This is a genomic window from Saccharopolyspora sp. NPDC000359 (assembly GCF_040300525.1).
In the GTDB taxonomy this organism is placed as follows: Bacteria; Actinomycetota; Actinomycetes; order Mycobacteriales; family Pseudonocardiaceae; genus Saccharopolyspora.
In genome coordinates, this window is the sequence record NZ_JBEPDU010000055.1 from 23,151 (window position 1) to 47,033 (window position 23,883).

General features: G+C 69.6%; 14 protein-coding genes. 8 read left to right on the forward strand and 6 right to left on the reverse strand.

The window, feature by feature from the left end; all coding sequences use genetic code 11:
- Positions 1 to 154 precede the first annotated feature (154 nt).
- Together ABT324_RS27905 and ABT324_RS27910 are read left to right on the forward strand one after the other, a co-directional pair.
- Positions 155 to 5,968: a type I polyketide synthase gene (locus tag ABT324_RS27905; protein ID WP_351183477.1), complete on the forward strand. Its 5,814-nt coding sequence runs from the start codon at positions 155 to 157 to the stop codon at positions 5,966 to 5,968.
- Positions 5,969 to 6,234: 266 nt separating this feature from the next.
- Positions 6,235 to 7,041, forward strand: a complete 807-nt coding sequence (locus ABT324_RS27910; RefSeq protein ID WP_351183479.1) for a TIGR03084 family metal-binding protein — start codon at positions 6,235 to 6,237, stop codon at positions 7,039 to 7,041.
- Between the two features lie 129 nt (positions 7,042 to 7,170).
- Here the strand turns inward: ABT324_RS27910 and ABT324_RS27915 are convergent, their stop codons facing one another.
- Positions 7,171 to 8,385, reverse strand: a complete 1,215-nt coding sequence (locus ABT324_RS27915; RefSeq protein WP_351183481.1) for a cytochrome P450 family protein — start codon at positions 8,383 to 8,385, stop codon at positions 7,171 to 7,173.
- 338 nt (positions 8,386 to 8,723) lie between these two features.
- Here ABT324_RS27915 and ABT324_RS27920 point away from each other — a divergent pair, with 338 nt between their 5' ends.
- Positions 8,724 to 10,001: a PQQ-dependent sugar dehydrogenase gene (locus ABT324_RS27920; protein WP_351183483.1), complete on the forward strand. Its 1,278-nt coding sequence runs from the start codon at positions 8,724 to 8,726 to the stop codon at positions 9,999 to 10,001.
- Positions 9,988 to 11,583 (forward strand): outer membrane protein assembly factor BamB family protein, encoded by a 1,596-nt coding sequence (locus tag ABT324_RS27925; RefSeq protein WP_351183485.1) that lies wholly within the window; start codon positions 9,988 to 9,990, stop codon positions 11,581 to 11,583. Before ABT324_RS27920 ends, ABT324_RS27925 begins: the two co-directional genes overlap by 14 nt.
- Positions 11,584 to 11,592: 9 nt before the next feature.
- Here ABT324_RS27925 and ABT324_RS27930 read toward each other — a convergent pair whose 3' ends face one another.
- The 3 genes from ABT324_RS27930 to ABT324_RS27940 all read right to left on the reverse strand — a co-directional run bounded on the left by ABT324_RS27930 (position 11,593) and on the right by ABT324_RS27940 (position 14,868).
- Positions 11,593 to 12,864, reverse strand: a complete 1,272-nt coding sequence (locus ABT324_RS27930) for an RNA polymerase sigma factor (RefSeq protein WP_351183487.1) — start codon at positions 12,862 to 12,864, stop codon at positions 11,593 to 11,595.
- Entirely contained in the window at positions 12,861 to 13,190 is a 330-nt protein-coding gene (locus ABT324_RS27935) for a YciI family protein (RefSeq protein WP_351183489.1), read from the reverse strand. The genes ABT324_RS27930 and ABT324_RS27935 overlap by 4 nt, the downstream gene beginning before the upstream one ends.
- Positions 13,191 to 13,332: 142 nt before the next feature.
- Entirely contained in the window at positions 13,333 to 14,868 is a 1,536-nt protein-coding gene (locus ABT324_RS27940; RefSeq protein WP_351183491.1) for a 4-hydroxyphenylacetate 3-hydroxylase family protein, read from the reverse strand.
- A 304-nt stretch (positions 14,869 to 15,172) separates the two neighbouring features.
- Between ABT324_RS27940 and ABT324_RS27945 the strand changes: the two genes are divergently transcribed.
- Positions 15,173 to 17,149: a KedN5 family methylcobalamin-dependent radical SAM C-methyltransferase gene (locus ABT324_RS27945; protein ID WP_351183493.1), complete on the forward strand. Its 1,977-nt coding sequence runs from the start codon at positions 15,173 to 15,175 to the stop codon at positions 17,147 to 17,149.
- Between the two features lie 57 nt (positions 17,150 to 17,206).
- On the opposite strand, the gene ABT324_RS27950 is transcribed toward ABT324_RS27945, so the two are convergent.
- Together ABT324_RS27950 and ABT324_RS27955 are read right to left on the reverse strand one after the other, a co-directional pair.
- On the reverse strand, positions 17,207 to 18,202 hold the full coding sequence (locus ABT324_RS27950) for a methyltransferase domain-containing protein (RefSeq protein ID WP_351183495.1): 996 nt from the start codon (positions 18,200 to 18,202) through the stop codon (positions 17,207 to 17,209).
- A gap of 176 nt (positions 18,203 to 18,378) precedes the next feature.
- Positions 18,379 to 19,950, reverse strand: a complete 1,572-nt coding sequence (locus ABT324_RS27955) for an MFS transporter (protein ID WP_351183497.1) — start codon at positions 19,948 to 19,950, stop codon at positions 18,379 to 18,381.
- A gap of 251 nt (positions 19,951 to 20,201) precedes the next feature.
- Here ABT324_RS27955 and ABT324_RS27960 point away from each other — a divergent pair, with 251 nt between their 5' ends.
- The 3 genes from ABT324_RS27960 (at position 20,202) to ABT324_RS27970 (ending at position 23,787) form a co-directional block, all read left to right on the forward strand.
- Complete coding sequence (locus ABT324_RS27960; RefSeq protein ID WP_351183499.1) at positions 20,202 to 21,191, forward strand: DUF1702 family protein; 990 nt, start codon at positions 20,202 to 20,204, stop codon at positions 21,189 to 21,191.
- A 93-nt stretch (positions 21,192 to 21,284) separates the two neighbouring features.
- Positions 21,285 to 22,340 carry a carboxymuconolactone decarboxylase family protein gene (locus ABT324_RS27965; RefSeq protein WP_351183501.1) on the forward strand — a complete coding sequence of 352 codons (1,056 nt, stop codon included), beginning with the start codon at positions 21,285 to 21,287 and terminating at the stop codon, positions 22,338 to 22,340.
- A 676-nt stretch (positions 22,341 to 23,016) separates the two neighbouring features.
- Positions 23,017 to 23,787 carry a helix-turn-helix domain-containing protein gene (locus ABT324_RS27970; RefSeq protein ID WP_351183503.1) on the forward strand — a complete coding sequence of 257 codons (771 nt, stop codon included), beginning with the start codon at positions 23,017 to 23,019 and terminating at the stop codon, positions 23,785 to 23,787.
- The last annotated feature ends 96 nt before the right edge of the window (positions 23,788 to 23,883 follow it).

Genomic DNA, 23,883 nt, shown 5'->3' on the forward strand with positions numbered 1-23,883 from the left:
ACAATCATTCGCACCGCAGCCGCCGGCACACATCTCCACCCGTGCGGTCAGCCCCTCGCGGATCAGGAAGGGCACCTGGGGAGAAGGCCCGCACGCGACGCGGCGGCACGCTTGTCCATACCGGAGTAAGCGCGTCGAACAGGCGGTACAGAGTTTGAGCACCGAGCGGATTGCAATCGTTGGCATCGGACTTCGCTACCCCGACGCCGCCAGCACCCAGGACCTGTGGGAGAACATCCTGGCCGGGCGACGTGCCTTCCGTAGGCTGCCCGACGAACGGATGAACCACGCGGACTACTACTCGCCCGACCCGGACGAACCAGACCGCTTCTACACCGAGAAAGCGGCCGTGCTGCGCGACTACGAATTCGACCGGCTCAAGTACAAGATCGCTGGAAGCACCTTCCGGTCCACCGATCTCACGCACTGGCTGGCGCTGGACGTCGCGGCGCGCGCCCTCGCCGACGCCGGCTTCACCGACGCGGCAGGCCTGCCCCGCGAGGCCACCGGCGTCGTCCTCGGCAACAGCCTCACCGGCGAGTTCTCCCGCGCCAACCTGATGCGGCTGCGCTGGCCCTACGTCCGGCGCACCCTCGCCGCGGCGCTGGCCGCCAAGGGTTGGGACGACGACGAGACCAGTGCCTTCCTGCAGGATCTCGAACCGGTATACAAGGCACCGTTCCCCCCGGTCGACGAGGACACCCTTGCCGGTGGGCTCGCCAACACCATCGCGGGACGCATCTGCAACCACTTCGACCTCCGCGGTGGCGGTTACACAGTGGACGGTGCTTGCTCGTCCTCACTGATCTCGGTCGCCACCGCGGTCAAGGCGCTGACGGACCACGACCTCGACGTCTGCCTCGCCGGCGGTGTCGACCTGTCGATCGACCCGTTCGAGGTGATCGGCTTCGCCAAGACCGGTGCGCTGGCCACCGACGAGATGCGGGTGTACGACGAGGACTCCAACGGCTTCTGGCCCGGTGAGGGAGCCGGTCTCGTCGTGCTGATGCGCGAGGCCGACGCCGTGGCGCGCAACCTGCGGATCTACGCGTCGATCACCGGCTTCGGCATCTCCTCCGACGGCAAGGGCGGCATCACCCGCCCGGAAGCGGGCGGGCACCGACTGGCCATCGGCCGCGCTTACGGCAAGGCCGGGTACGGCGTGAACACCGTCGGCTACTTCGAGGGTCACGGCACCGGCACAGCGCTGGGTGACGCGACCGAGCTCGAAGCGATCTCCTCGGCGCTGCGCGACGCGGACCCAGCCGCTCGGCCAGCCGCGATCAGCTCCGTGAAGGGGAACTTCGGCCACACCAAAGCGGCCGCGGGCATCGGTGGGTTGATCAAGGCAGCGCTGTCGGTCCACCACCAGGTCATCCCGCCCGCGACCTCGCACCACCGGCCGCACCCGAAACTGACCGGCGACGCCCCTGCCCTGTACGTGCCGCGCGAGCCGCAGCTGTGGCCCGCGGACCGGCCGATCCGAGCAGGCGTGTCAGCGATGGGGTTCGGCGGCATCAACACGCACATCGCACTGGAACAGGCGCCGGGCAGCACCCGGCGGACCGAACTGCCCAGCATGGCCACCACACTGGTCAGCGGCAGGCAGGATGCCGAGCTGCTGCTCATGGACGCCACCGACCCGAACGCCCTGCGCGAGCAGGTCGCCTCGTTGGCCGAGCTCACCCGCAAGCTCTCGTACGCGGAGGTCGCCGACCTCGCGGCGAGGTTGGCCGGTGAGTTGTCCGGTGGCATGGTGCGAGCCGCCGTCGTGGCCACCGGCCCCGAGGACGCCACGGCCAAGCTGGAGCGGCTGTGCGACGCGCTGGATGCCGACGAGCAACGCCTGTTCACCTCGGACGGGGTGTACCTGGACCGGCGGCCCACCGCACCGAGGATCGCTTTCCTCTTCCCCGGTCAGGGCTCCGGGCACGGTGCCGTCGGTGCGATTCGCCGACGCTTCCCCCTCGCCGAGGCCGTGTTCGACGAGGCCGGGGTGCCGGTTGGTGGGGACCAGGTGGCCACTCAGGTGGCGCAGCCGCGCATCGTCGCGGGGTCGGTGGCCGCGCTGCGGGTGCTGCACTCGTTGGGCGTCGACGCCGACATAGCCGTCGGCCACAGCCTCGGTGAGCTGACCGCACTGGCCTGGGCCGGAGCCATGAGCACCGGAGAGGTGCTGCGCTTGGCCGCGCTGCGCGGCAATGTGATGGCCAACGCCAGCCGGGGCGGCGGCACGATGGCCAGCCTCGCGGCGCCCGCAGAGCAGGCCGAGCAGTTGTGCGCCGGTGAACCAGTGGTGATCGCCGGGTACAACGGGCCAGAGCAGACGGTTGTTTCCGGTGACGCGGATGCCGTCGACCGCGTGTGCGAGCGGGCCAGGGCCGCAGGAACCACTGCGAACCGGATCACCGTCTCGCACGCCTTCCACTCGCCCTTCGTGCGGCCCGCCCGCGACGCGATGGCGGAGCAGCTCGCTGGGTTCACCTTCGAAGCGCCCAGCCGCGCGATCGTGTCGACGGTGACCGGTGACCTGCTCGACCCGCACACCGACCTGCGCGACCTGCTGCGCGACCAGGTCGTGCTCCCGGTCCGCTTCCAGGATGCGGCGGCCAAGGCCGTCGACGGGGCCGCCCTCGCCATCGAGGTCGGCCCCGGGCGGGTGCTCACCGGGCTGCTGCACACCATCGCGCCCGGCGTTCCGGTGCTGTCCGTCGACACCGACAGCCAATCCCTCGGCCCGCTGCTGGCCGTGCTCGGTGCCGCCCACGCGTTGGGCGCGGCGGTGGACACCGAGGCGTTGTTCGCAGGCCGGGTGCTGCGGCCAATCCCGCTGGACGGCCAGATCTCCTTCCTCGCCAACCCCTGCGAGACAGCGCCCGACCTCGCGGTCGGGCTCGGCTCCCCCGCTGCGGTCGGCACCGGACCCGCTCCGGCCGACACCGCGCGGACCACGGCCGACGACACCGGCGGCCCCGAGCAGTCCACGTTGGACCTGCTGCGCGCCCTCGCGGCCGAGCGCGTCGAGTTGCCGCTCGCATCGGTGACCGCCGACACCCACCCGTTGGACGACTTGCACTTGAGCTCGATCACCGTCGGTCAGCTCGTCAACGACGCCACGCGGCAGCTCGACCTGCCCGTGCTGGAGGCGACGACCAACTTCGCCACCGCTTCGCTCGGCGAGATCGCCGGGCTGATCGACGACCTCGCCGAGTCCGTCCAGGACGACGGCAACGGCAGCGCTGAGGTGACCGGCATCGGGCAGTGGGTGCGCCCGTTCTCCGTCGACCACGTGCCCACCCCGGCACCAGTGGTCGAGACCGGCGGCGGTCCGGTCGGTACCTGGCGCGGCTTCAGCCCGCCAGGCCACGTGCTTGGCGAGCGACTGCTCGAAGCCCTCGCCAAGGCCGGCATCGGCGACGGCACGCTGCTGTGCCTGCCGGACAACGGCGAGGAGCACGTCGAGCTGTTCCTCCAGGCCGGTCGGGCCGCTGCCACCGCGCCGCCCGGCACCCGGTTCGTCGTGGTGCAGCACAGGTTCGGCGCTTCCGGACTCGCCAGGACAGCGTTCCTGGAGGCGACCGACGTGCTGACCACGATCATCACCATGCCCGACCTCGCCCCGGCGACCGAAGCCGAGATCGAGGAGTCCGTGCGGCGAGTGGTCACCGAGGCCGCCGCCACCACGTCGTTCAGCGAAGTCCGCTACGACGCCGACGGCACGCGGGCGGTACCGGTGCTGCGAGTCCGGCACCCTGCGGAGCGGTCCGCAGCCACTCCGCTGAGCGACTCCGACGTACTGCTGGTCACCGGTGGCGCCAAGGGCATCACCGCCGAGTGCGCGCTGGCGATCGCGAAGGACTCCGGCGCCAAGCTCGCCTTGATCGGCCGGGACTCGCCAGAGTCCGACGAGGAGATCTCGACCAACCTCGCCAGGATGGCCGCGGCAGGCGTGACCTGCCGGTACGAGCAAGCCGACGTGACCGATCCCGGGCAGGTCGCCACGGCCGTGGCCCGGTTCACGTCCGAGGTCGGCCCGGTCACCGCGGTGATGCACGGCGCAGGTCGCAACGAACCGGCCGCGCTCACCAACCTGACCGCGGAGCAGTTCCGCCAGACGGTCGCCGTCAAGGTCACCGGTCTCCGCTCGGTGCTCGACGCGGTGGGGCCGGACAAGATCAAGCTGCTGGTGACGTTCGGCAGCATCATCGGCCGCGCCGGGTTGCGCGGGGAGGCGCACTACTCGACCGCCAACGACTGGATGACCGAGCTCGCCGAGGAGTTCCAGCAGGACCACCCGCAGGCCCGGGTGCTGGCCCTCGAGTGGTCGGTGTGGTCCGGCGCCGGCATGGGCGAGCGGTTGGGTGTGGTCGAGGCCCTCGTGCGCGATGGCATCACACCGATCTCCGTGGAGGACGGGCTGAGCGCGCTGCGCCAGGTGCTGGCCGACCCGACAGCAGGGCCGGTGCTGACGGTCACCGGGCGGATGGGCGGTTTGCCGACCCTGCCCCTGGACACCGGTCGGGAGCTCCCGCTGACCCGCTTCGTCGACCGGGTGCTGGTGCACTACCCGCAGGTCGAGCTGATCACCGAGGTGGAAATCGGTGCCGGCAGCGACCCGTACCTGGCCGACCACTCGCTCGACGACGACCTGCTGTTCCCCGCGGTGCTGGGGATGGAGGCGATGACGCAGGTCGCGACGGCGGCGCTGGGGCGGACCGCGACCCCGCTGCTCGAGGACATCGAGTTCGAGCGCCCGGTGGTGGTCCGCCCCGGTGGCACGACCGTCCTGCGGGTGCTGGCGCTGGTCCGCGACGCGGACACCGTCTCGGTGGCGATCCGGGCCGAGGAGACCGGGTTCACCGCGGACCACTTCCGCGCCACGCTGCGGCTGCCCCGCCCTCCGGTGCCCGACGCCCGCACGCCGCGGGAGGCCACCCACCTCCCGCTGGTACCGGTCGACCCGGCCACCGAGCTGTACGGCCCGGTCATGTTCCAGGGCAGCCGGTTCCAGCGCCTGCGGGGCTACCGGGTGGCGACGGCCCGGTGCGCGATCGCCGAGTTGTCCACCACCTCGTCGGCACCGTGGTTCGCCGCCTACCTGCCGCAGGACCTGCTGCTGGCCGATCCGGGCACGCGGGACGCGGTGATGCACGCCCTTCAGTGCTGCGTGCCGGACGCGACCCTGCTCCCGCAGGGCGTGCGGCGGCTCTACCTGTCCGAGCCCGCGGACCAGCACGTCGACCACGTGGTCGTGGATGCCAGGGAACGGGCCCAGGACGGCGACAGCTACGTCTACGACATCGACGTGCTCGACCCTGCCGGCCGGGTGGTCGAGCGCTGGGAAGGACTGACGCTGCGCGCGGTGCGGAAGAAGGACGGTGCTGGACCGTGGGTGTCGGCGTTGCTCAGCGGGCACCTCGAGCGGGCGTTGGAGCGGGTGCTCGGCGGGAGCAGGGCGGTGGTCGTGGAACCCGACCCCGCGGCTCCCGCGGAGCGGCGAGCGCAAACCGCGCTGGCCGCCTCCCGGAGCCTCGGAAGCCCGGTGTCCGTGCGGTACCGGCCGGACGGCAGCCCTGAGGTGGACGGAGCGGTGCTCTCGGCGTCGCACGGCGCGGGGATCAGCTTGGTGGTGACCGGGTCGGGGCGCCTCAGCTGCGACGTCGAACCGGTGGTGCCCCGGTCCGAGGAGGACTGGGCCGGGCTTCTGGGTGCGGGGCTCCGCCGTGCACGCGACCTCGTGGTAACCGAGTCCGGTGCGGACGTCGACGTGGCCAGCACCCGGATGTGGTGCGCGTTGGAATGCCTGCGCAAGGCCGGGGTGACCGACCGGACGTTGGCCGTGCACCGAGTTCAGGACGACGGCTGGGTGGTGCTCTCGGCAGGCAACCTCCGGATCGCAACCTGGGTGACGACGCTCAACGGGGTCGGCACCCCGGTGGTGTTCGCCGTGCTGTCCACTCAGGACTGAACACGTCCCACCGCGGTGGGCCGGACAGACGCGCGGTGCCGTCGCGACCACACCTCGCGGCGGCCTGCCCCGAAGGTCCGTCTCCGCCGAGCAGACCACGACCGGCTCGAACACGGCCCGCACAGCAGGACCGCAGCGCAGCCGCACGCCCACCACCAGTGCCCCGCGCCGACCGCTTTCGGCGCACCGCGGAAGAAGCGGGGCACGCTCCTGCTACCGCAAGCTGAATTCGATCCCACCCCAGACCTCAGCGAGAGGACAGGCTGATGATCGAGCCAATGGCCGTGATCTCGGCGACGAAGGCCGACGCGATGGAGGTCCAGGAACTGCTCTCGGACCTCGATCCGAGCGAGTGGGCGACACCGACTCCCGCCCCTGGCTGGACGATCGCCCACCAGGTCGCGCACCTCGCCGCGACCTTCCAGCGCGCCGGGCTGGCCGCGTCCGATCCGGCGGCCTTCGCCGAGATCATGGAGCACGCGCACCCCGAATTCGACAAGGAAGTCGAAGCGGTCATGCGCCCGTACCTCGAGCTGCCGCCGAGCGAGCTGCTCCACCGCTGGCACGAGGAGATGACCACGGCCTCCGACGCGCTCGCCGCGGTACCGCCGGGGGAGGTGGTCCAGTGGCTGGTGAACCCCCTGCCACCGGCGGTGCTGGCCAGCGGCGGGATGATGGAGTTGTTCGCGCACGGCCAGGACATCGCAGACGCGCTCGGCAAGCCGATCAAGCGCACCGACCGGATCGCGCACCTCGTCGGGTTCGTCGTGCACACGCGCCCCTTCGGCTACCTGGCGCGCGGTATGACCCCGCCAGCCGACGACTTCCGGTTCGAGGTGACCGGGCCGTCAGGTGCGCTGTGGACGTTCGGCCCGGAGGACGCCGCGCAGCGGATCGAAGGGCCTGCGCTGGACCTGTGCCTGCTGGCCGCCCGACGTCGGCACCACGCGGACCTCTCACTCGTCGCCACCGGTGAGCACGCCGAGCAGTGGCTGCGGCTCGCCCAGGCCTACCGCGGGCCCGCCGGGCCAGGCCGCGAACCCGGGCAGTTCGCCCCCACCACACGACGGTAACCGCGGTCTCCGGCGCGGTGCGGACTCGAACCCGCACCGCGCCGAACTGTTGGCGCCCCACCCTGCCCGACGACCGCACGCGAAGGCGACCCGGCCGACGAGTCGACCGGGTCGTCGGTGCGTGCCAGGTCAGCGGAGCTGGACCGGCAGGGCGTCCAGGCTGCGGATCACCACACCCTCGCGCCACCGCAGGTCTGCCGCGGCGGCAGCCAGCTGGATGTGGTCGAACCGGTCGAACAACCGGTTGAACGCGATCTCGACCTCCAACCGGGCCAGCGGGGCGCCCAGGCAGTAGTGGATGCCGTGCCCGAACGCGAGGTGACCGGAGGTGTCCCGGGTGATGTCCACCTGGTCGGGGTCGGGGAACTGGTCCTCGTCCCTGTTGGCCGACGTCAGCGCCAGCATGACGAACTCGTCGGCCGGGATCACCACACCCCCGATCTCGGTGGGCTCGTTGGTGTATCGGAAGGTCGCCATGTTCAGCGGACCGTCGTACCTGAGGAACTCCTCGATCGCGCCGGGGATCAGCGACCGGTCTGCGCGCAGCGCCGCGAACAGCTCCTGGTCCTTGAGCAGCGCCAGCACCCCGGAAGCGATCAGGCTGACCGTGGTCTCGTGGCCGGCGACCAGCAGCAGGAACACCATGGACACCAGCTCGGTCTCGGTCAGCTGGTCGCCGTCGTCGCGCGCGTGCACCAGCGCGCCGAACAGGTCGGCGACCGGCTCCTCGCGCTTCTTCGCGATCAGATCGAGCAGGTACTCCTTGGTGTCGTCGGCAGCACGCTGCACCTCCTCCGGTTCCCCACCGGAGATCAACGTGACGCACCAGTCGCGGAAGTCGTCCAAGTCGCGAGCGGGCATCCCGATCATTTCGCAGATCACGGTGATCGGGAGCGGGAACGCGAACGACTCCACCAGGTCCACCTCGCGCTGACCGTCCATCGCGTCCAGCAGCTCGGTGGCGATCTGCTCGATTCGCGGCCGCATCTCCTGGATCCGGCGCAGCGTGAACGCCTTGGTCACCAACTTGCGCAGCCTGGCGTGGTCCGGCGGATCGGTGTTGAGCATGTGCGCGACGAGCGCGGGGTGCACGAACCCCGGCCGGTTGCGCATCGTGTTCCGGGCGAACAGGTCCGGGTAACGACGAAAGTCCTTGCGCAGTCCGGGGTTGGCCAGCGCCGAACGGACGTCGTCGTACCGGGTCACCACCCACGCCTGCAGTCCGGCGGGCAGCACCACCCGCTGGACGGGGCACTCCTTCCGCAACCGCGAGTACACGGAGTGCGGGTCCTGCAGGAATTCCGGTCCGAACCGCTCTTCTGGCGCAACCGCGTTGTCAACCATGAAATATGCTCCTCGCCACCAAACAACCGGGCTCTTCGGGAATCGGGGCCGTCCTCGACGAACTCTATCCAGCGTCGCGTTTTCCACGCCACCCAGCTGATCACCGCCGCGACAACACGGCAGGAACGGATAAAAGCGCCGGAACCCAATGGTGTTCTTGAACGCCCGGAACAATCCCACCAACTCGGCTGGATCGTACTCGGCACTGCGCTGGCCGACTTCTCCCACCGTGCGGACCACATTCGTGAAGCGACGACCGTGAGGTTCGCATGGAACGAGAAGATCACCCGCTTCCGGCACGACTACGGTTGGCCGCAGAACAGTTCTGGGAGGTGTGCGTGACAGAACCAGTCATCGTGTTGAACGGCTTGGACTTCCCCACCAGCCTGGCATTCGACGGAAACGGCACGGCGTACGTCGCGGAATCCGGGCTGCCGTTCGGCGGTGCGCGGCCAGGCGGCCGCATCCGCCGACTGGACGAAAGCGGCGACGGCACGACTTCGACGATCGTCGCAGAGGGGTTGGCCGCACCGGTCACCGGCCTGTGCCTGCACCAGGGCAGCCTCTACGCCTCCGAAGGCGGCGCCGGACGCATCACGCGGATCGACCCCGACGGCGGACGGACGCCGGTCGTCGAGGGCATGCCCGGTCCGGGCAACTACCACACGAACATGGCTGTCGTCGGCGCCGACGACAAGCTCTACTTCAGCCAGGGCGCCATGTCCAACCTCGGGGTCATCGGGCTCGACGCCTACGAGATCGGCTGGCTGAAACGCCTCCCGCACGCCCACGACACTCCCGGTCTCGACATCACGCTGGCCGGCGTGGACATGACCACCGCAGACCCCTTCGACAACGACCCGGGGGCCACGACCACCACCGGTGCGTTCGTCCCCTTCGGCACCAGGACCCAGGCAGGGCAGCGGGTCCCCGCGGCGGTGCCGTGCACGGCCGCGGTCCTGCGCTGCGACCTGGACGGCGGGAACCTGGAGCTGGTCGCCTGGGGCCTGCGCAACGCCTTCGGGCTCGGCTTCCTGCCAGACGGCCGGCTCCTGGCCCTGGACCAGGGAGCTGATGACCGGGGCAGCCGGCCCATCGGCAACGCACCGGACCTGCTGTTCGAGGTGCACCAGGGCCGCTGGTACGGGTGGCCGGACTTCGTCGCGGGTGTTCCGGTGACCGCCCCCCGGTTCCGCCCGGTGCGCGGCCCGCAACCGGAGTTCGTGCTGGCACAACACGAAACCCTGCCCGAGCCGGAGGCCGCGCTGGTCGAGTTCGACCCGCACGTCGCCGCGACGAAGTTCGCCGTGACGCCCACCGGACGGCTCGTGGTCGCGCTGTTCGGTGACGAGACACCGATGACCGCACCGCCCGGTCATCCGCAGGTCGGCCGGAGCCTCCTGCTCGTGGACCCCGCGGACTGGTCGACCCGGCCCCTGCCTGGCGGTCCGAAGGCGCACCGCCCGATCGACGTCGCCGTCGGTCCTGCCGACGGCGCCCTGTACGTGCTCGACTTCGGAGATTTCGAGATGACCGACAACGGCGTCCGCGCCCAGCCCGGGTCCGGGTGCCTGTGGCGCTGGGACAACTGGGAAGGCGACGATGAGGACCGTTAACCGCAGTTCGCGCGGGGTGACCGCGCTCGTCGTGGCGGCGCTGACCGCAGCCACGCTCACCGCGGCCGGCACGGCCGAAGTCCCCGGGAACGCCGCGGCCAGCTGGTGCCACTGGGGTTCGTGGGAGCAGCCCAACGCGGATCAGGCCGGGACCCGCGCGGTCCGGGGCCCGATCAGCTCGTGGACCGCGCCCCACCTGCGTCCCGCCTGGTCGGTCCCGATCCAGGCGCCGACCGACCAGTGGCCAGGCGCCTACGCCGCGACACCCGTGGTCGTCGACGGAGTCGTCTACACCCAGGACCTCGACTCCAACGTCTACGCGATCGAGGAGCGCACCGGCCGCCTGCTGTGGCTGAAGGAGTACGACTCGCACACCAACGGCCCCAACGGCGTCGCGGTCGCCGACGGGTTGGTCATGGGCGCCACCTTGACCGAGGCGTTCGGCCTCGACGCCAGAACCGGTCGGGAGCTGTGGCGGCACAAGCTCACGCGCAACGCCAGCGAGGCCATCGACATGGCGCCCGGCGTGCACGACGGGACCGTCTACATCTCCACGGTGCCCAGCTTCCTCAACGGCGGCAACGCCGAGGGCGCGGTCGGCGTCCTGTGGGCGATCGACGCGCGTTCCGGCGCGACCAAGTGGAAGTGGAACACGGTGCCGACCGACCTGTGGGGGCGACCGGACATCAACTCCGGCGGCGGCCTGTGGTACCCGCCCACGTTCGACGAGCACGGCGACCTCTACGTCACGGTGGCCAACCCCAACCCGTTCGTCGGCACCGACGAGTTCCCGTGGGGTTCGAGCCGCCCGGGCCCCAACCTCTACACCAACTCGGTGGTGAAGCTGGACGCTGAGACCGGGCGAGTGGTCTGGTACCACCAGGTCGCGCCACACGGCATCTACGACTGGGACCTGCAGAACTCGCCGATCCTGACCACCGTCCGCGGCAGGCCGGTGGTGATCACCTCCGGCAAGACGGGTTACGTCTACTCGCTCGACCGCGAGACCGGTCGACAGCTGTGGAAGACGCCGGTCGGCAAGCACAACGGCCACGACGACGACAACCTGCTCGCCATGGCGGGTCAGTACGACAAGCTCCCCAGCTTTCCCCTCGAGCTCTACCCCGGCGCGCTCGGTGGGGTTCCCACGCCCGGCGCGGTCGACCGGAACACCGTCTACGTCGCCGTCAACAACATGGGCATGACGTGGGAGGACCAGGAGACGCCGTCGATGCCGCCGCTGACCTCGGGGACCGGCGAGCTGGTGGCGCTGGACCTCGCCAGCGGGCGGATCAAGTGGTCCCACCCGCTCGACTCGTCCCCGTACGGCGGGACGTCGGTCACCAACGACCTGGTGTTCACCACCACGTTCGACGGCACAGTGCACGCCCACAACACTCGAACAGGTGAACCTGTGTGGCAGCAGGAGCTGCCAGGGACCACCAACTCGCCGGTGGCCATCAACGGGGACACCGTGTACGCGGCCAGCGGTTGGCCGCAGAACGAGGACGAGCGGGCTGAGATCGTCGCCTACCGGCTCGACTTCGGCTGGCCCTGGGCCTCCGCACCGGGACGCTGCTGAGCAACCGCGCTACCGACTCGTGGATTCCGCCAGGCGATCGGCGAGGAACATGCGCTCGGCCTCGTTGTCAGCCAGTTCCAAGGCCCGCCGGTACGCCGCAGCGGCGTCCGCGCTCCGTCCGAGGCGGCGGAACAGGTCGGCCTTGACAGCGGACAAGTAGTGGTAGTCGGCCAACTGCTTGTTGCGCTCCAGTTCCTCGACCTCACCCAGCGCCGCAGCCGGACCGTCGACCATCGCCACGGCGACGGTCCGGTTGAGCGCGACGACCGGTGAGGGCCACACCTTCAACAACTCGTCGTAGAGCACCAGTACCTGGCTCCAGTCGGTGTCGTGGTACGACGGCGCTGTGGCGTGCAACGCGGCGATGGCGGCCTGCACCGCGAACCTGCCGGGACGGCCGCCCCTCAGCGCGCGCAGCACGAGGTGGTGGCCTTCGTCGATCGCCTCCTGATCCCACTGGGACCGGTCCTGGTCCTCCAGCAGCAGCAACCGACCCGCTTCGTCGGTACGGGTGGCGCGGCGGGCGTGGTTGACCAGCAGCAGCGCCAGCAAACCGCAGACCTCGCGCTCGTCCGGCATCAACGAGTGCAGCGAACGAGCGAGGTCGACGGCGCGTTCGGCGAGATCAGCACGCGTCAACTCGTGCCCGGAAGGCGCCCGGTGCCCCGTGGTGAACAACAGGTGGATCACCGTCAGCACCGCGTCCAAGCGGTCCGACAGGTCATTGCCAGCAGGGACCCGGAAGGGGATGTGGGCGGCCGCGATCTTCTTCTTCGCCCGTCCGATGCGCGCGCGCATCGTCGTTTCGGAGACCAGGAACACCTGTGCGATGTCCGGTGTCTCCAGGCCGCAGACGAGGCGCAGCGTGAGAGCGATCTGGCTCTCCGGGCGCAGCGCTGGGTGGCAGCAGAGGAAGATCAGGCTCAGGTAGTCGTCACCGACAGCGCTGGCCGAGGCGAGGTCGACCTCCGCCACGTCGTCAACTACCAGCATCGGCATCTTCGACCGGAACACCTGGTCCCGGCGCCGGACGTCGAGCACGTTCCGGCGCGCCGTGGTGACCAACCAAGCGCCCGGGTTCGCGGGGACACCGTCGACGGCCCATGTCCGCAAGGCGGCCACGTAGGCGTCCTGCACGCACTCCTCGGCCAGGTCCAGGTCACGCGCGACGCGCACCGTCACGGCGAGCACCTTGGCCCACTCGCGCCGGTGCGCGTCCGCAACGGCTTGCTGAACATCGACGTTGTGCATGGAGGACGACCCGGCGCGGACGGTGATCACATCTCGAGTAGTGGCCGGACCTCCACGCCCCCCTCCATGATGGGGAGCAGCTTGGCGATGTCGATCGCCTGGTCGAGGTCTCGGCACTCGACCACGAAGATCCCGGCGAACGCTTCCTTGGTCTCCAGGAAGGGTCCGTCGGTGACCACTCCGCCCTTGTGGATCGTGGTGGCGGTGCTGGCAGGCTGGAGCGCCTTCTCGTCGACCACCCGGGCGCCCATCGCCTCGATCTTGGCCGGCGCGGCCAGGTTGGCCTCCATGACGTCGGCGGGGATCTCCTCGACCGGGACTTCCTTCTCGTAGATCAGAATCGCGTACTGCGGCATTCAGCCAGTCCTTGTCGTCGTGTGGCGCGCTCGCACCGCCGGAACCGTTTTGATGCGAACCGACTTCCGCGACAGATTACCGCGTGTGTCAAGTTGGGCACCCGGCGCACTACCACCCGGATGGCACCGCACAACGGTGGTGCTATTCGTCCAGGAACTGCGAACCGCGTTCCCCCGCATTGCGGAACGACGACAGGTCGGGCACGGTCCAGCCGTCCAGGTCGTACTCACCGAGACAACGTTCGACGAACGCCTTGTAGTCGTCCACCCGCCCGCCGGCCTGCTGGGTCTTCAGCAATTCGATCCTGGTGTTCTCGTGGTTCCCGGCGTAGTTCCGCTCGTACAACTCGTGCCGACCGCCGAACTCGGTGCCCACCGCGTCCCACAGCAGCTTCATCACCTTCGCGCGCTCCACGGCGTCGCTGCCATCCGCCCCCCGCAGGTACTTCTCCAGGTGGGCCCGCACTTCCGGGTTCTTGAAGTCGGCAGCCCCGGAGTTCACCGCGATCAACCCGCTGGCGACGTCCTGCAGCACGATCTCGCGCACCCGCGGGTACGCCATCTGCATGAACCACCGGTAAGCCATGCCGTACTGCGGATTCGGCAGCACCGCCCCGCCGCGCCACGGCACGGGGGTGCGCGCGGCGGCATCCGACAACGCCTGGAACAGGTCCCGCCAGGCCAGGACCTCGCCGAGCCGGGACTGCACGCCGCGGAAGTCCTGCGCTCCGGTCAGTTCCAGCGCCCTTGCCAGCAATCCGGCGATGAACTCCAACTTCACGACGAGCCGCGTGCAGCCGTGGAAGGTGAACCGCTCGACGAACCCGGACTGCCCGCTGAACATCTGCACCTTGCCGACGTCACCGTAGATGAAGACGTTCTCCCACGGGATCAACACCTTGTCCAGGACCAGGACGGTGTCGTTCTCGTCCAGCCTGGAGGACAGCGGGTAGTCGAACGGGCCGCCCGCCATCGCGGCGGTGGCCGCGTAGGAGGTGCGGCAGATCAGCTTCATCCCCGGTGCGTCCATAGGCACCGTTGCCACCAGCGCGAACTTCGCATCGTTGACCGGCAACCCGTAGTGCGCGATGAAGTTGTGGTGGGTCAGCGCCGACCCGGTGGCGACGACCTTCGCGCCGCTGACCACGACGCCGGCATCGGTCTCCTGCTCCACGTGGATGAAGACGTCGGCGGCCTGGTCGGGGGGCAGCGTGCGATCGACCGGCGGGTGCACTATGGCGTGGTTCCAGTACAGCACCTTCTCCTGCGCTTCCCGGTACCACCGCCGGGCGTTGTCCGCGAACGGCTCGTAGAACTCGGCGTTGGCCCCCAGGGTGCCCAGGAACGACGCCTTGTAGTCCGGGCTGCGCCCCAACCAGCCATAGGAGATTCGGGCCCAGCCGGTGATCGCCTGCTGGGCGGCGACGAGGTCCTCTGCGTCGTGGGGCGTGGTGAAGAACCGGTGGGTGTACCCGTCGCCGGAGTCGGTCGCCGTGGTGAGATCCGGGCTCAACTCGGGGTCGTGCAGCGCGTCGTACAACCGCGCGGTCATCCGGACCGCGTTGTGGAAGGCCGGGTGCGCAGTCACATCCTTGACCCGATCGCCGTACAGGTAGACCGATCGACCGTCCCGAAGGCTTTCCACGTACTCGTCACCGGTGAACGGCCGAGATCCCATCGGGCATCGTCCCCTTAGTCGTGCGGCGTCCGCGACGTGCCCCTCAACCCTCACAGCTGAGCCCAGGACCGGCATCTCCTCCGGTGCGGACCTCACCGCGGCCCCCGCTTCCGGGACCACCGCCGTCAAGCGTGGTCGACGGGTCGGAGAACGCCTCTCCCGCAACAGGAGGCGTACCGGCCGGTACAAGAACTGTACGAGACGCAACCAGAAAGATGACTCCCCCGGAACAGCGGTGTGATGCTTGCCCAGGCGTGATCACTCGCCGAAGCACCCGTCATCCATGTCGATGAAAAGAGGGACCATGGCCGCCAGCGGCAAGCTAACGGTCGATATCGTCCAACAAGGAATATGGGACATGCCGCTCGAGTCGATGCCGCTGGCGTCGGGGTATCTCAAGGCGACAGTCCTCGCAGACGAGGAGCTCGCCAGGAGGTTCGACGTCAACATCCGCAACTTCCGCGGTGGGGTCACCCTGTCGTCCATGGCGTACCAGCTCTTCAGCGAGCGCGTGCCGGACGTGCTGGCCTTCTCCGTGTTCGGTTGGAGTTACCGCGCCTTCGGCGCGCTGGCCGCGACCTTCAAGCAGCTCAACCCGAACGGCTGGGTCATCTTCGGCGGCACCCACGTCGCCAACCAGGCCGACCGCACCTTCGCCATGTTCCCCGAGGTCGACGTGGTGGTGAACGGGGAGGGTGAGCTCATCTTCCGCGACCTGCTGCACGCCTACCTCAACGGGATCGACGACGACGCCCTCGCGGCCATCAACGGCATCTCCTACCGGGAAGCGGGTGGCGCCCTGCGCACCACCGACGACCGGGAGCGGATCGCCAACCTGGACGAGATCCCGTCACCGTTCCTCACCAACGCCATCGAGATGACCGACGACAAGGGCCAGTTCCGCTACGACGTGGCGCTGATGGAGACCAACCGCGGTTGCCCGTACAAGTGCGCGTTCTGCTACTGGGGCGGCGCCGTCGGCCAGAAGGTCCGGGCCTTCTCCAGGGAGCGCCTGCGGGCCGAACTGGAGTACTTCGCCAAACTCCGGGTGCACACGATCGTCGTGTGCGACGCCAACTTCGGGTTGTTGCCCGGTGACCTGAAGTTCGTCGAGGACCTCATCGAGGTGCGCGACCAGTACGGCTTCCCGCGGGCGCTGGAAACGTCCTGGGCCAAGAACAAGTCCAAGACGTTCTACGCCATCGTCAAGCTCATGAAGGAAGCCGGGATGCGCAGTTCCTTCACCCTGGCCCTGCAGACGTTGGACAGCAACACCCTCGACCTGATGAACCGCAAGAACATGAAGGTCAACGAGTGGGAAGACCTCGCCGAGTGGTTGGACCGCGAGGGACTGGACTGCTACGCGGAGTTGATCTGGGGTGCGCCGGGGGAAACCGTCGAGTCGTTCATGGCCGGCTACGACAAGCTCGCCCGGCGGGTGTCCCGCATCGCCTGCTACCCGATGCTGCTGCTGCCGAACACCGACTACGGTGACCGCCGCGACGTCCACGGCATCATCTCGGTGCGCGGCGACCACGACGACTTCGAGTACGTGCTGAAGAACCGGAACGTCTCGTTCGAGCAGAACCAGGAGATGCAACGGTTCCTGTTCTGGGCCAGAGTGATCGCCGAGATGGCGGTGCTCCGGTCGGTGTGGGTCGGGCTGCGCGAGCTCGCCGGTCTCCGCCAGACCACGGTCCTGCGGAGCCTGGACGACTGGGTCCGGCACACCGACGACCCGGCAGCCGAACCGCTGCGCGCGACGCTGGAGAGCGTGGTCGTGGGCACCGGGGAGGTCGGTGCCGCCATCAGCTACCTGTTCCGCGAACCGGACGCCAAGCGGATGCTGACCCGGTGGTGGAACGAGCAGATCCGCCCGGACGTCCCCGAGGAAGTGGCGCCGGTGCTGGACGAGATGCTCCGGTACGACCTGCTGACGCAACCGATAGCGGCGCCGCCAGGTGCTGACCAGCCGGACACCACCGGGCTGGACTTCGTGACCGTCCGAGACGAGCCGTACTACCGGCGCACCATCCAGCTCGACTACGACATCCCGGAGATCCTGTCCAAGCTGCGCGCCGAGGAGCGACCGGACGTGCGGGCGCGCCCCACCGAACTGGAGCTCTACTACAAGCCCGGGTGCGAGAGCGCGGTCGCCTCCACCAACCACGAGACCATCGTGCATTTCATGGCGATGACGACCGAACAGGTCCTGGCCAACGCCGCCGCCGAGCCCGGCAGCGCGATCGGCAACCTCACCGGGGACAAGGGTTCCTGCTGATCCACCGAGCAAGTGCGGCCCGGCCCCGCTGGGGCCGGGCCGCACTTGCTCGGTGGATCACCGCGGCTCGAGCTCGAAGATCACTTCCCCGACGGCCACGTCGATCCAGTGCTTCCCCACCACCACCCAGCCCCCCTCCTCGAACACCGACTCCCACTCCTCGACCGTGGGCAGCTGGATTCCCATCAGCTCGTGCGCGACCTCGAAACCGAGGGTGAAGGTCGGCAGGTCCCGGTCGGCGACCCCCACCGTCCTGGTGGCGTCACCGAGCAGGAACCGCTCTGCCCGGGGGAAGAGCTCACGCAGCCGCCGCAACGTCCGCACGCACTGGGTCCGCGGCCAGAAGTCGTGCCCCATCATGAAGCAGGTGAGCAGCTCGACCCTGTCGAACTCGGGTCGCGGCGCCATCGTCAGCACGTCCTCGACCACCAGGGTGGTCCGATCCGCCATCCCGGCCTCCGCGGTCGCGACAGCCGCCTCCGCCAGCGCCGGCTCGGCGACGTCGATGCCCAGGGCTTCGGCGTGCGGCAGTCGGGTGAGCAGCTGGATGAGCCGCTCGCCGCTGCCGCACCCCAGGTCGGCCACGACCGCGGGTTCCCGCTCGATCCGGTCGATCGCCTTCCAGAACCACGGGTCGTAGCTGAACGCGCTGATCTCCCGGCACGCGAAGGCGATCGCCGCCGAGTCGCGTTGGTAGTAGTCGCCGTGCCGGGCGCGCTCCGGCAGCAGTTCGGGCATCCGCCGGAACAGCTCGCCGCTCCCCCGGGTCATCCAGTGGAAGAACGAACGCGTCCGGTAGACCTCGGCGAAGTGCTCGGCGGGCACGACCTCACCGCCTCCGTCGGTCTCAACGACGCCCACGGCCGCCAGCGCCCGGACCACCGCGGCCGTGGACCGCAGGTGCAGCCCGTGCTCCTCGGCGAAGTCCGCCAGGTTGAGCACCCTGTTCTGGTTCAGGACGTCGAGGATGCCGGCCTCCCAGGCGGCGCCGATGGCCGCCGCCGCCACGGCCGAGTTGAAGATGTGCGCCACCGCCGCACCGCTGTCCTTCATGGCCTGTCCCACCTTTTCTGTTCGCGGACCGGAACTGCGCCTTCGCGCGGTTGATGGAGCCGGGACCCGACACCGTCGTCGTGGTGGCGGGAACCCGAGCGAGGGACCCGCCGACGGGCGTGCCCCGTCCGCGTGCGGGCCCTCAGGTGCGGAAGCTCTCCGACGTGCCGGGCCGCTCAGCCCGCCGATACCTCGTCCGAGGCGGTCGCTGCCGCCTCTTCCTGGCCGGTCGGCGGCACGTGCCGGAGGAGGCTCATCACCAGGACCGCGACCACAACGAGAATCCCGACGCTGATCGCCGCGAAGACGTTCATGCCGTCGGTGAAGGCCTCCCGTGCCACCGCCAGCAGCTCACCGGCCTGCGGTTCCGGCAGGTCGGGAGCCACGTCCACCGCGCTGGCCAAGCTTTCCTGGGCGAGGGCAGCGCTGGCGGCGGGCACTCCCGGCGGCATCGCCGCGGAGAGGTTGCCGACGTAGACCGCGGCGCCGATGCTGCCCATGATCGCCACGCCGAGCGAAGCCCCCGCCTCGTTGGCGATCTGCGCCAGCGAGGACGACGAGCCCGCCTTCTCCACGGGCACCGCGCCGACCACCAGGTTGATGCCCAGGGACAGCAACGGCCCCTCGAACAGGCCGATGAGGCCGAAGCCGACGATCAGCACGACGGGACTGGAGTGCGGGTCCAGCTGCGTGAACATCGCGTAAGCCACGGCAACTCCGAGCACACCCCAGCCGATCAGGTAGGCAGGCCGGAAGCGCTGTGCCAACAGTGGCGAAACGGTGCTGCTCAACGCGGCTACCACCGTGCCGGGCACCATGCAGAACGCCGCCTGCAACGGCGTCATGCCGGACACGGACTGCAGGAACTGGGTGATGAACACCATGCTCGCCGCACCGACGATGCCGAAAAGCAGCAACCCGGTGAGCATGACGCTGAACGAACGGCTGCGGAACAGCGTCGGATCCAGCACCGGCGCTGACAGCCGCCCCTGCCTGCGGACGAACAGCACCCCGAGCACGATCCCGGCGATGCCGACAGCGACGGGCACCAGATCCCAACCGTGCCGGGCGACCTGCTTGAGCGCATAGGTGACCGCCAGCATCGCCCCCAGCGACAGCGCCACGCTGCCCAGATCGGGCAGGCCAGCCGAGGCGTTCTTGACCTCGGGCACCAGGAGCGGGCAGAGCACGAGCAGCAGGAGCATCACCGGCACGCCGAGCAGGAAGACCGAGCCCCACCAGAAGTGCGCGAGCATCACACCGCCCACCACCGGGCCGAGCATCGCGCCGAGCGTGAACCCGGCGGCCCAGATGCCGACGGCGACACCGCGCTGCCGAGCATCACGGAACATCTCCGTGATCAGCGAAAGCGTGGACGGTGCCAGGGTCGCACCGGCGACGCCCAGTAGCGCGCGTAGCGCGATGAGCATCTCCGGGCTGGTGGCGAACGCGGACGCCAGCGAAGCAACGCCGAAGCACGCCGCGCCTGTCAGCAGCAGCTTCCGCCTGCCGATCCGGTCACCCAGCATTCCCATCGTGACCAGGAACCCGCCAACCATGAACCCGTAGATGTCGAGGATCCACAGCTGCTCGACCGTGCTGGGCCGCAGGTCGGCGGAAAGACCGGGCAACGCCAGCAGCAGCACGAACATGTCGAAGGTGATCATGAGCACGGCCAGGGTGAGCACGCCCAACCCAGCCCACTCCTTGGCCCCGGCAGTCTTGTGATGCACGTCGTCGACGGCCACTTTCCCGATTCCTCTCGTCGTCGGAGAACAGGCAGCGCCACCGGTGCCCTGGTGACGAACACTTCCACTTCCCGCGTTGCGGAGTCATCTTCGGACTTGCGCTGCTCAACCCGCGACGGGCCCGACGTCCGGGGCCGGCGGCAACCGAAGCCGCACGCTCCGAGTGGACGCAGCCCCCAGGGCAAGGGCACGTTGGACAGCACGCGCCCGGTCGATCGCGGCGCCGACACCCGCGCACTGAGGAGGGATCAGTGGCAACCATCCTGGGCAAGGTCCGGCGGCGGATCCTCACGCCGAGCATGTCCGAGACGCAGCTCGCGGTCCGGGGCTTCCCGGTGAAGTCCCGGCAGTCCCAGGAATCACTGGAGGCCGCGGGCGGCTCGTTCCTCACCGGGTTCGCATTCGCCGCCGAAGCGGCCTCCTCGGTCGAGGCGGTGCAGAACCTCGAGACGGTGGAAAGCCGGTTCCGGGGCTTCGCCTACGAGGGTGCGGGCATGGCCTGCGCGCTCCGCGACGGACTGCCTTTCGGGCACCGGCACCACGTCGCCGACTTCCTCGCCGGCCCGGCGGCCAAGCACACCTACATGACCTACATCGGGGTGGGCTGGGCGCTGGCCAGGCTGCCGAAGTTCTGCTGGTCAGCAGCGACCAGCGGGACGACCGACCCGCTGCTGCGGTGGCTCGTGCACGACGGTTACGGCTTCCACCAAGCCTACTTCCACACCGACGAGTACGTGCACCGGCAGCGCCAGGAGCGCGACTTCGGCTGGCCGGCCAGCGATCCGCAGCGGTACGCGTCGCGAGCCATCGACCTGGGCATCGGACGGGCCCTGTGGTTCGTCGGCGGGACCGACGTCACCCTCGTCACCAACATGATCGGTCGCTTCGACGCCGATCGCCACCCCTACCTGTTCGCCGGCGTGGGCCTGGCCGCCACCTATGCGGGTGGCGTCGACGAGGCGGAACTGCGTTCCCTCGTCGAGCGTTCCGGCGACTGCCAACCTCAGCTCGCCCAGGGCAGCGCGTTCGCAGCAGCAGCACGCGTGACCGCGGGGCTGGAGACCGAGCACACCGTGACGGCGACCCGGATCATCTGCGGACTCACGCCGGGCCAGGCCAACCAGATCTGCCAGCGTTCCCGCCCGGCCTCGTCGGCGGGTTCCGGTGACGTGCCCGCGTTCGAGGTGTGGCGGCAGCGGATCGCCGCCGAAGTCATGTCCACGCGTGCGGACCAGGTGTGACGCGACAACCGCAGGCGGTGGGTCTCCTGGTCGGCGCGCAGGTCGACCGCCCGCGCCAGGACGAGCGCGGCCGAGCTCAGAAGGAGTACGACGGTGGGTCCGGTGGTTCTCGGCAAGGCGTTGCGCAGGTCGCTCGAGCAGATCCGGTACGTCGCACCGGTCCGGTTCAGCGCGGCCCAAGGGCTCACCAGGGCGGTCTACCGACAGGTGGAACGCGAGTTCGGGATGCTGGCCCCGCCCGTCGTGCTGCACTCCCCCGCACCCGCGGTGATGGCCGCGAGCTGGGTCGTCCTCCGCGAGACCATGATCGCGTCCTGGCGGTCCCCGCGTTCGGCGAAAGAAGTTGTGGCCAGCACCGTTTCGGTGAACAACGCCTGTCCGTACTGCGTCGCGGTGCACGGCGCGACGCTGCACGGCCTGCTCCGCGGCCCGACCGCGCTGGCCATCTCGGAACGCCGGTTCGAGGACCTCCCCGACCCAGGTCTGCGGGCGATCGCCGAATGGATCAGGACTGGGCTCCCACCACGCGAGCGGCCGCTGCCGCCGGATCAGGCCCCTGAGCTCATCGGCGTCGCGGTCGCGTTCGAGTACTTCAACCGGGTGGTCAACATCTTCCTGGACGACTCCCCGCTCCCGCCGCACGTGCCGGACAGGCTGCGCGGCACGATGCTGCGCCTGCTCAGCGCGCTCATGCGCCGCCCGGCTGGGCGCCACCGCGAGCCAGGCGCGTCACTCGAGCTGCTGCCCGCGGTAGAACCGGCTCCGGACCTCACGTGGGCCGACAGCGCTCCGCACATCGCCGACGCGTTCGCACGGGCGACCGCAGTCGTCGACCTCGCCGGCGAGCGGTCGGTGCCCGGATCCGTGCGGCGACTGGTGGCGTCCAGGTTGGCCGACTGGGACGGCACGCCACCAGGGCTCAGCCGCGAGTGGCTCGACGAGGCGACCGCCGGTCTCCCGTCAGCCGACCGCGCCGCCGGACGCTTCGCGCTGCTCACCGCCTTCGCGTCCCACCAGGTCAGCCCGTCCGACATCAGCGCGCTGACCAGCACCGGCGTCGGTGACCGGGGTTTGGTCGAGATCGCGGCCTGGGCCGCGCTCACCGCCGCGACGAGTCGCCTCACGTCGATCACGGCGTCCTACCGCTGACGTCGGATTCCTCACCACCGCTGGCGTTCCCGGAGTCGCTGGCAGGGCCGCTGCCGCCAGCTCAGCCGGCGCAGCAGTCCCGCGGGCCCGGCCCGAGCAGGACAGCCCTGCGCTCCCTCCGCCCGAATCACCACCGCAGCCGTTCCCCAATGCCATCCCGGCTGATGTCGCGGCCAGGCAGTGAACACCCCCGCGCCCAGCTCAGCGGACCACGCCTTCCGACGTCGTGCGCGAAGAACGGCGTGCCCGACGCATCGCCTAGCCACCCGGCTCCGGTCCCACTCCGCCGCAAGTGCCACTGCGCTGTTCCGCATTGCCCGGACACCGCAATTGCAAGTGGTTGGCGCGCGCATGCCGGCATGGAAATCTCCATTTACACGACAGTGGGACTAGACCACTTCTCCGGCGTTGCCCGGTGAGAGCAATCAGATCGATGCCCAGTCCTGATCGGCCGACTACCGTCTTGTTCAGGCCGGAACGGGGCAGAGGTTTCCCGGCCGAGCAACCACGTTGTTCCCAACGGGCAACCTTCCGGTCCTGCGATCGCAGAATCCGTCAACCAACTCCTGGATGCGATTCCGAATTCGGCGTCGCGTGACACATCAAGCACTGATTTCGCTGCGGGACCAGTCCACGGCGAATTGCTTTCCCACGGTCACCAACGGGAGGAACCTGCATGCACAGACACGTCGAAGAAGCGATCAACCTGATGCGGCAGCGCTACGACGAACCGTTGACGTTGAACGACCTGGCCCGTGCGGCCCTGCTCAGCAAGTTCCACTTCACGCGGGTGTTCCGCACCGCCACCGGGACCTCCCCTGGACGGTTCCTCGCCGCCGTCCGGTTCCACCGCGCCAAGCAACTGCTGCTGGGCACGTCGATGAGCATCACCGACATCTCCTACCGCGTGGGGTACAACAGCCTAGGCACCTTCGCCACCAGGTTCGCCAAGTGCGTCGGCATGGCACCCGGCCGGTACCGGCACCTCGCCCGGACCGGGATCAGCACGCTCCCCTCGCTGTACCCGCCGCACGACCCGGCGCAGTGCGGCACCGTGCTGGGTGAACTGCACATGCCGCCGACGGGTGGCCGGAACATCCGGGTCTACACCGGGGTCTTCGGCAGTCCGATCATCCAGGGCGTCCCGGCGTCCCACGATGTCGTCGACCAGTCGAGCCACTACCTGCTGAAGTCGGTGCCGCCCGGTGAGTGGTACGTGTGCGCGGCCGCGGTTGAGGCCGACGACTTCACCACCCACCCGCAGGACCGCAGTCCGGTCTTCTTCGGTTCGAGCGCGCCGATCTCGGTACGACCGGGGGCGACCAACGAAGTGGACCTGGTGCTGCGCCCGCCCCAGCCGTTCGACACGCCCGTCCTGCTGGCGATCCCCGAGCTCGACAGCTGCCTGCCACCTGGTGCGGCCGCCGCCGCGTGCCCGGTGGCATGACACCAGGTGGACGCAGGTTCGCCGGTGGCCGACCAGTCTGTTCCCACAGGTAGTAGTCGTCCTCGTGCACGACCGGGACGACGGCGCCGACCACCG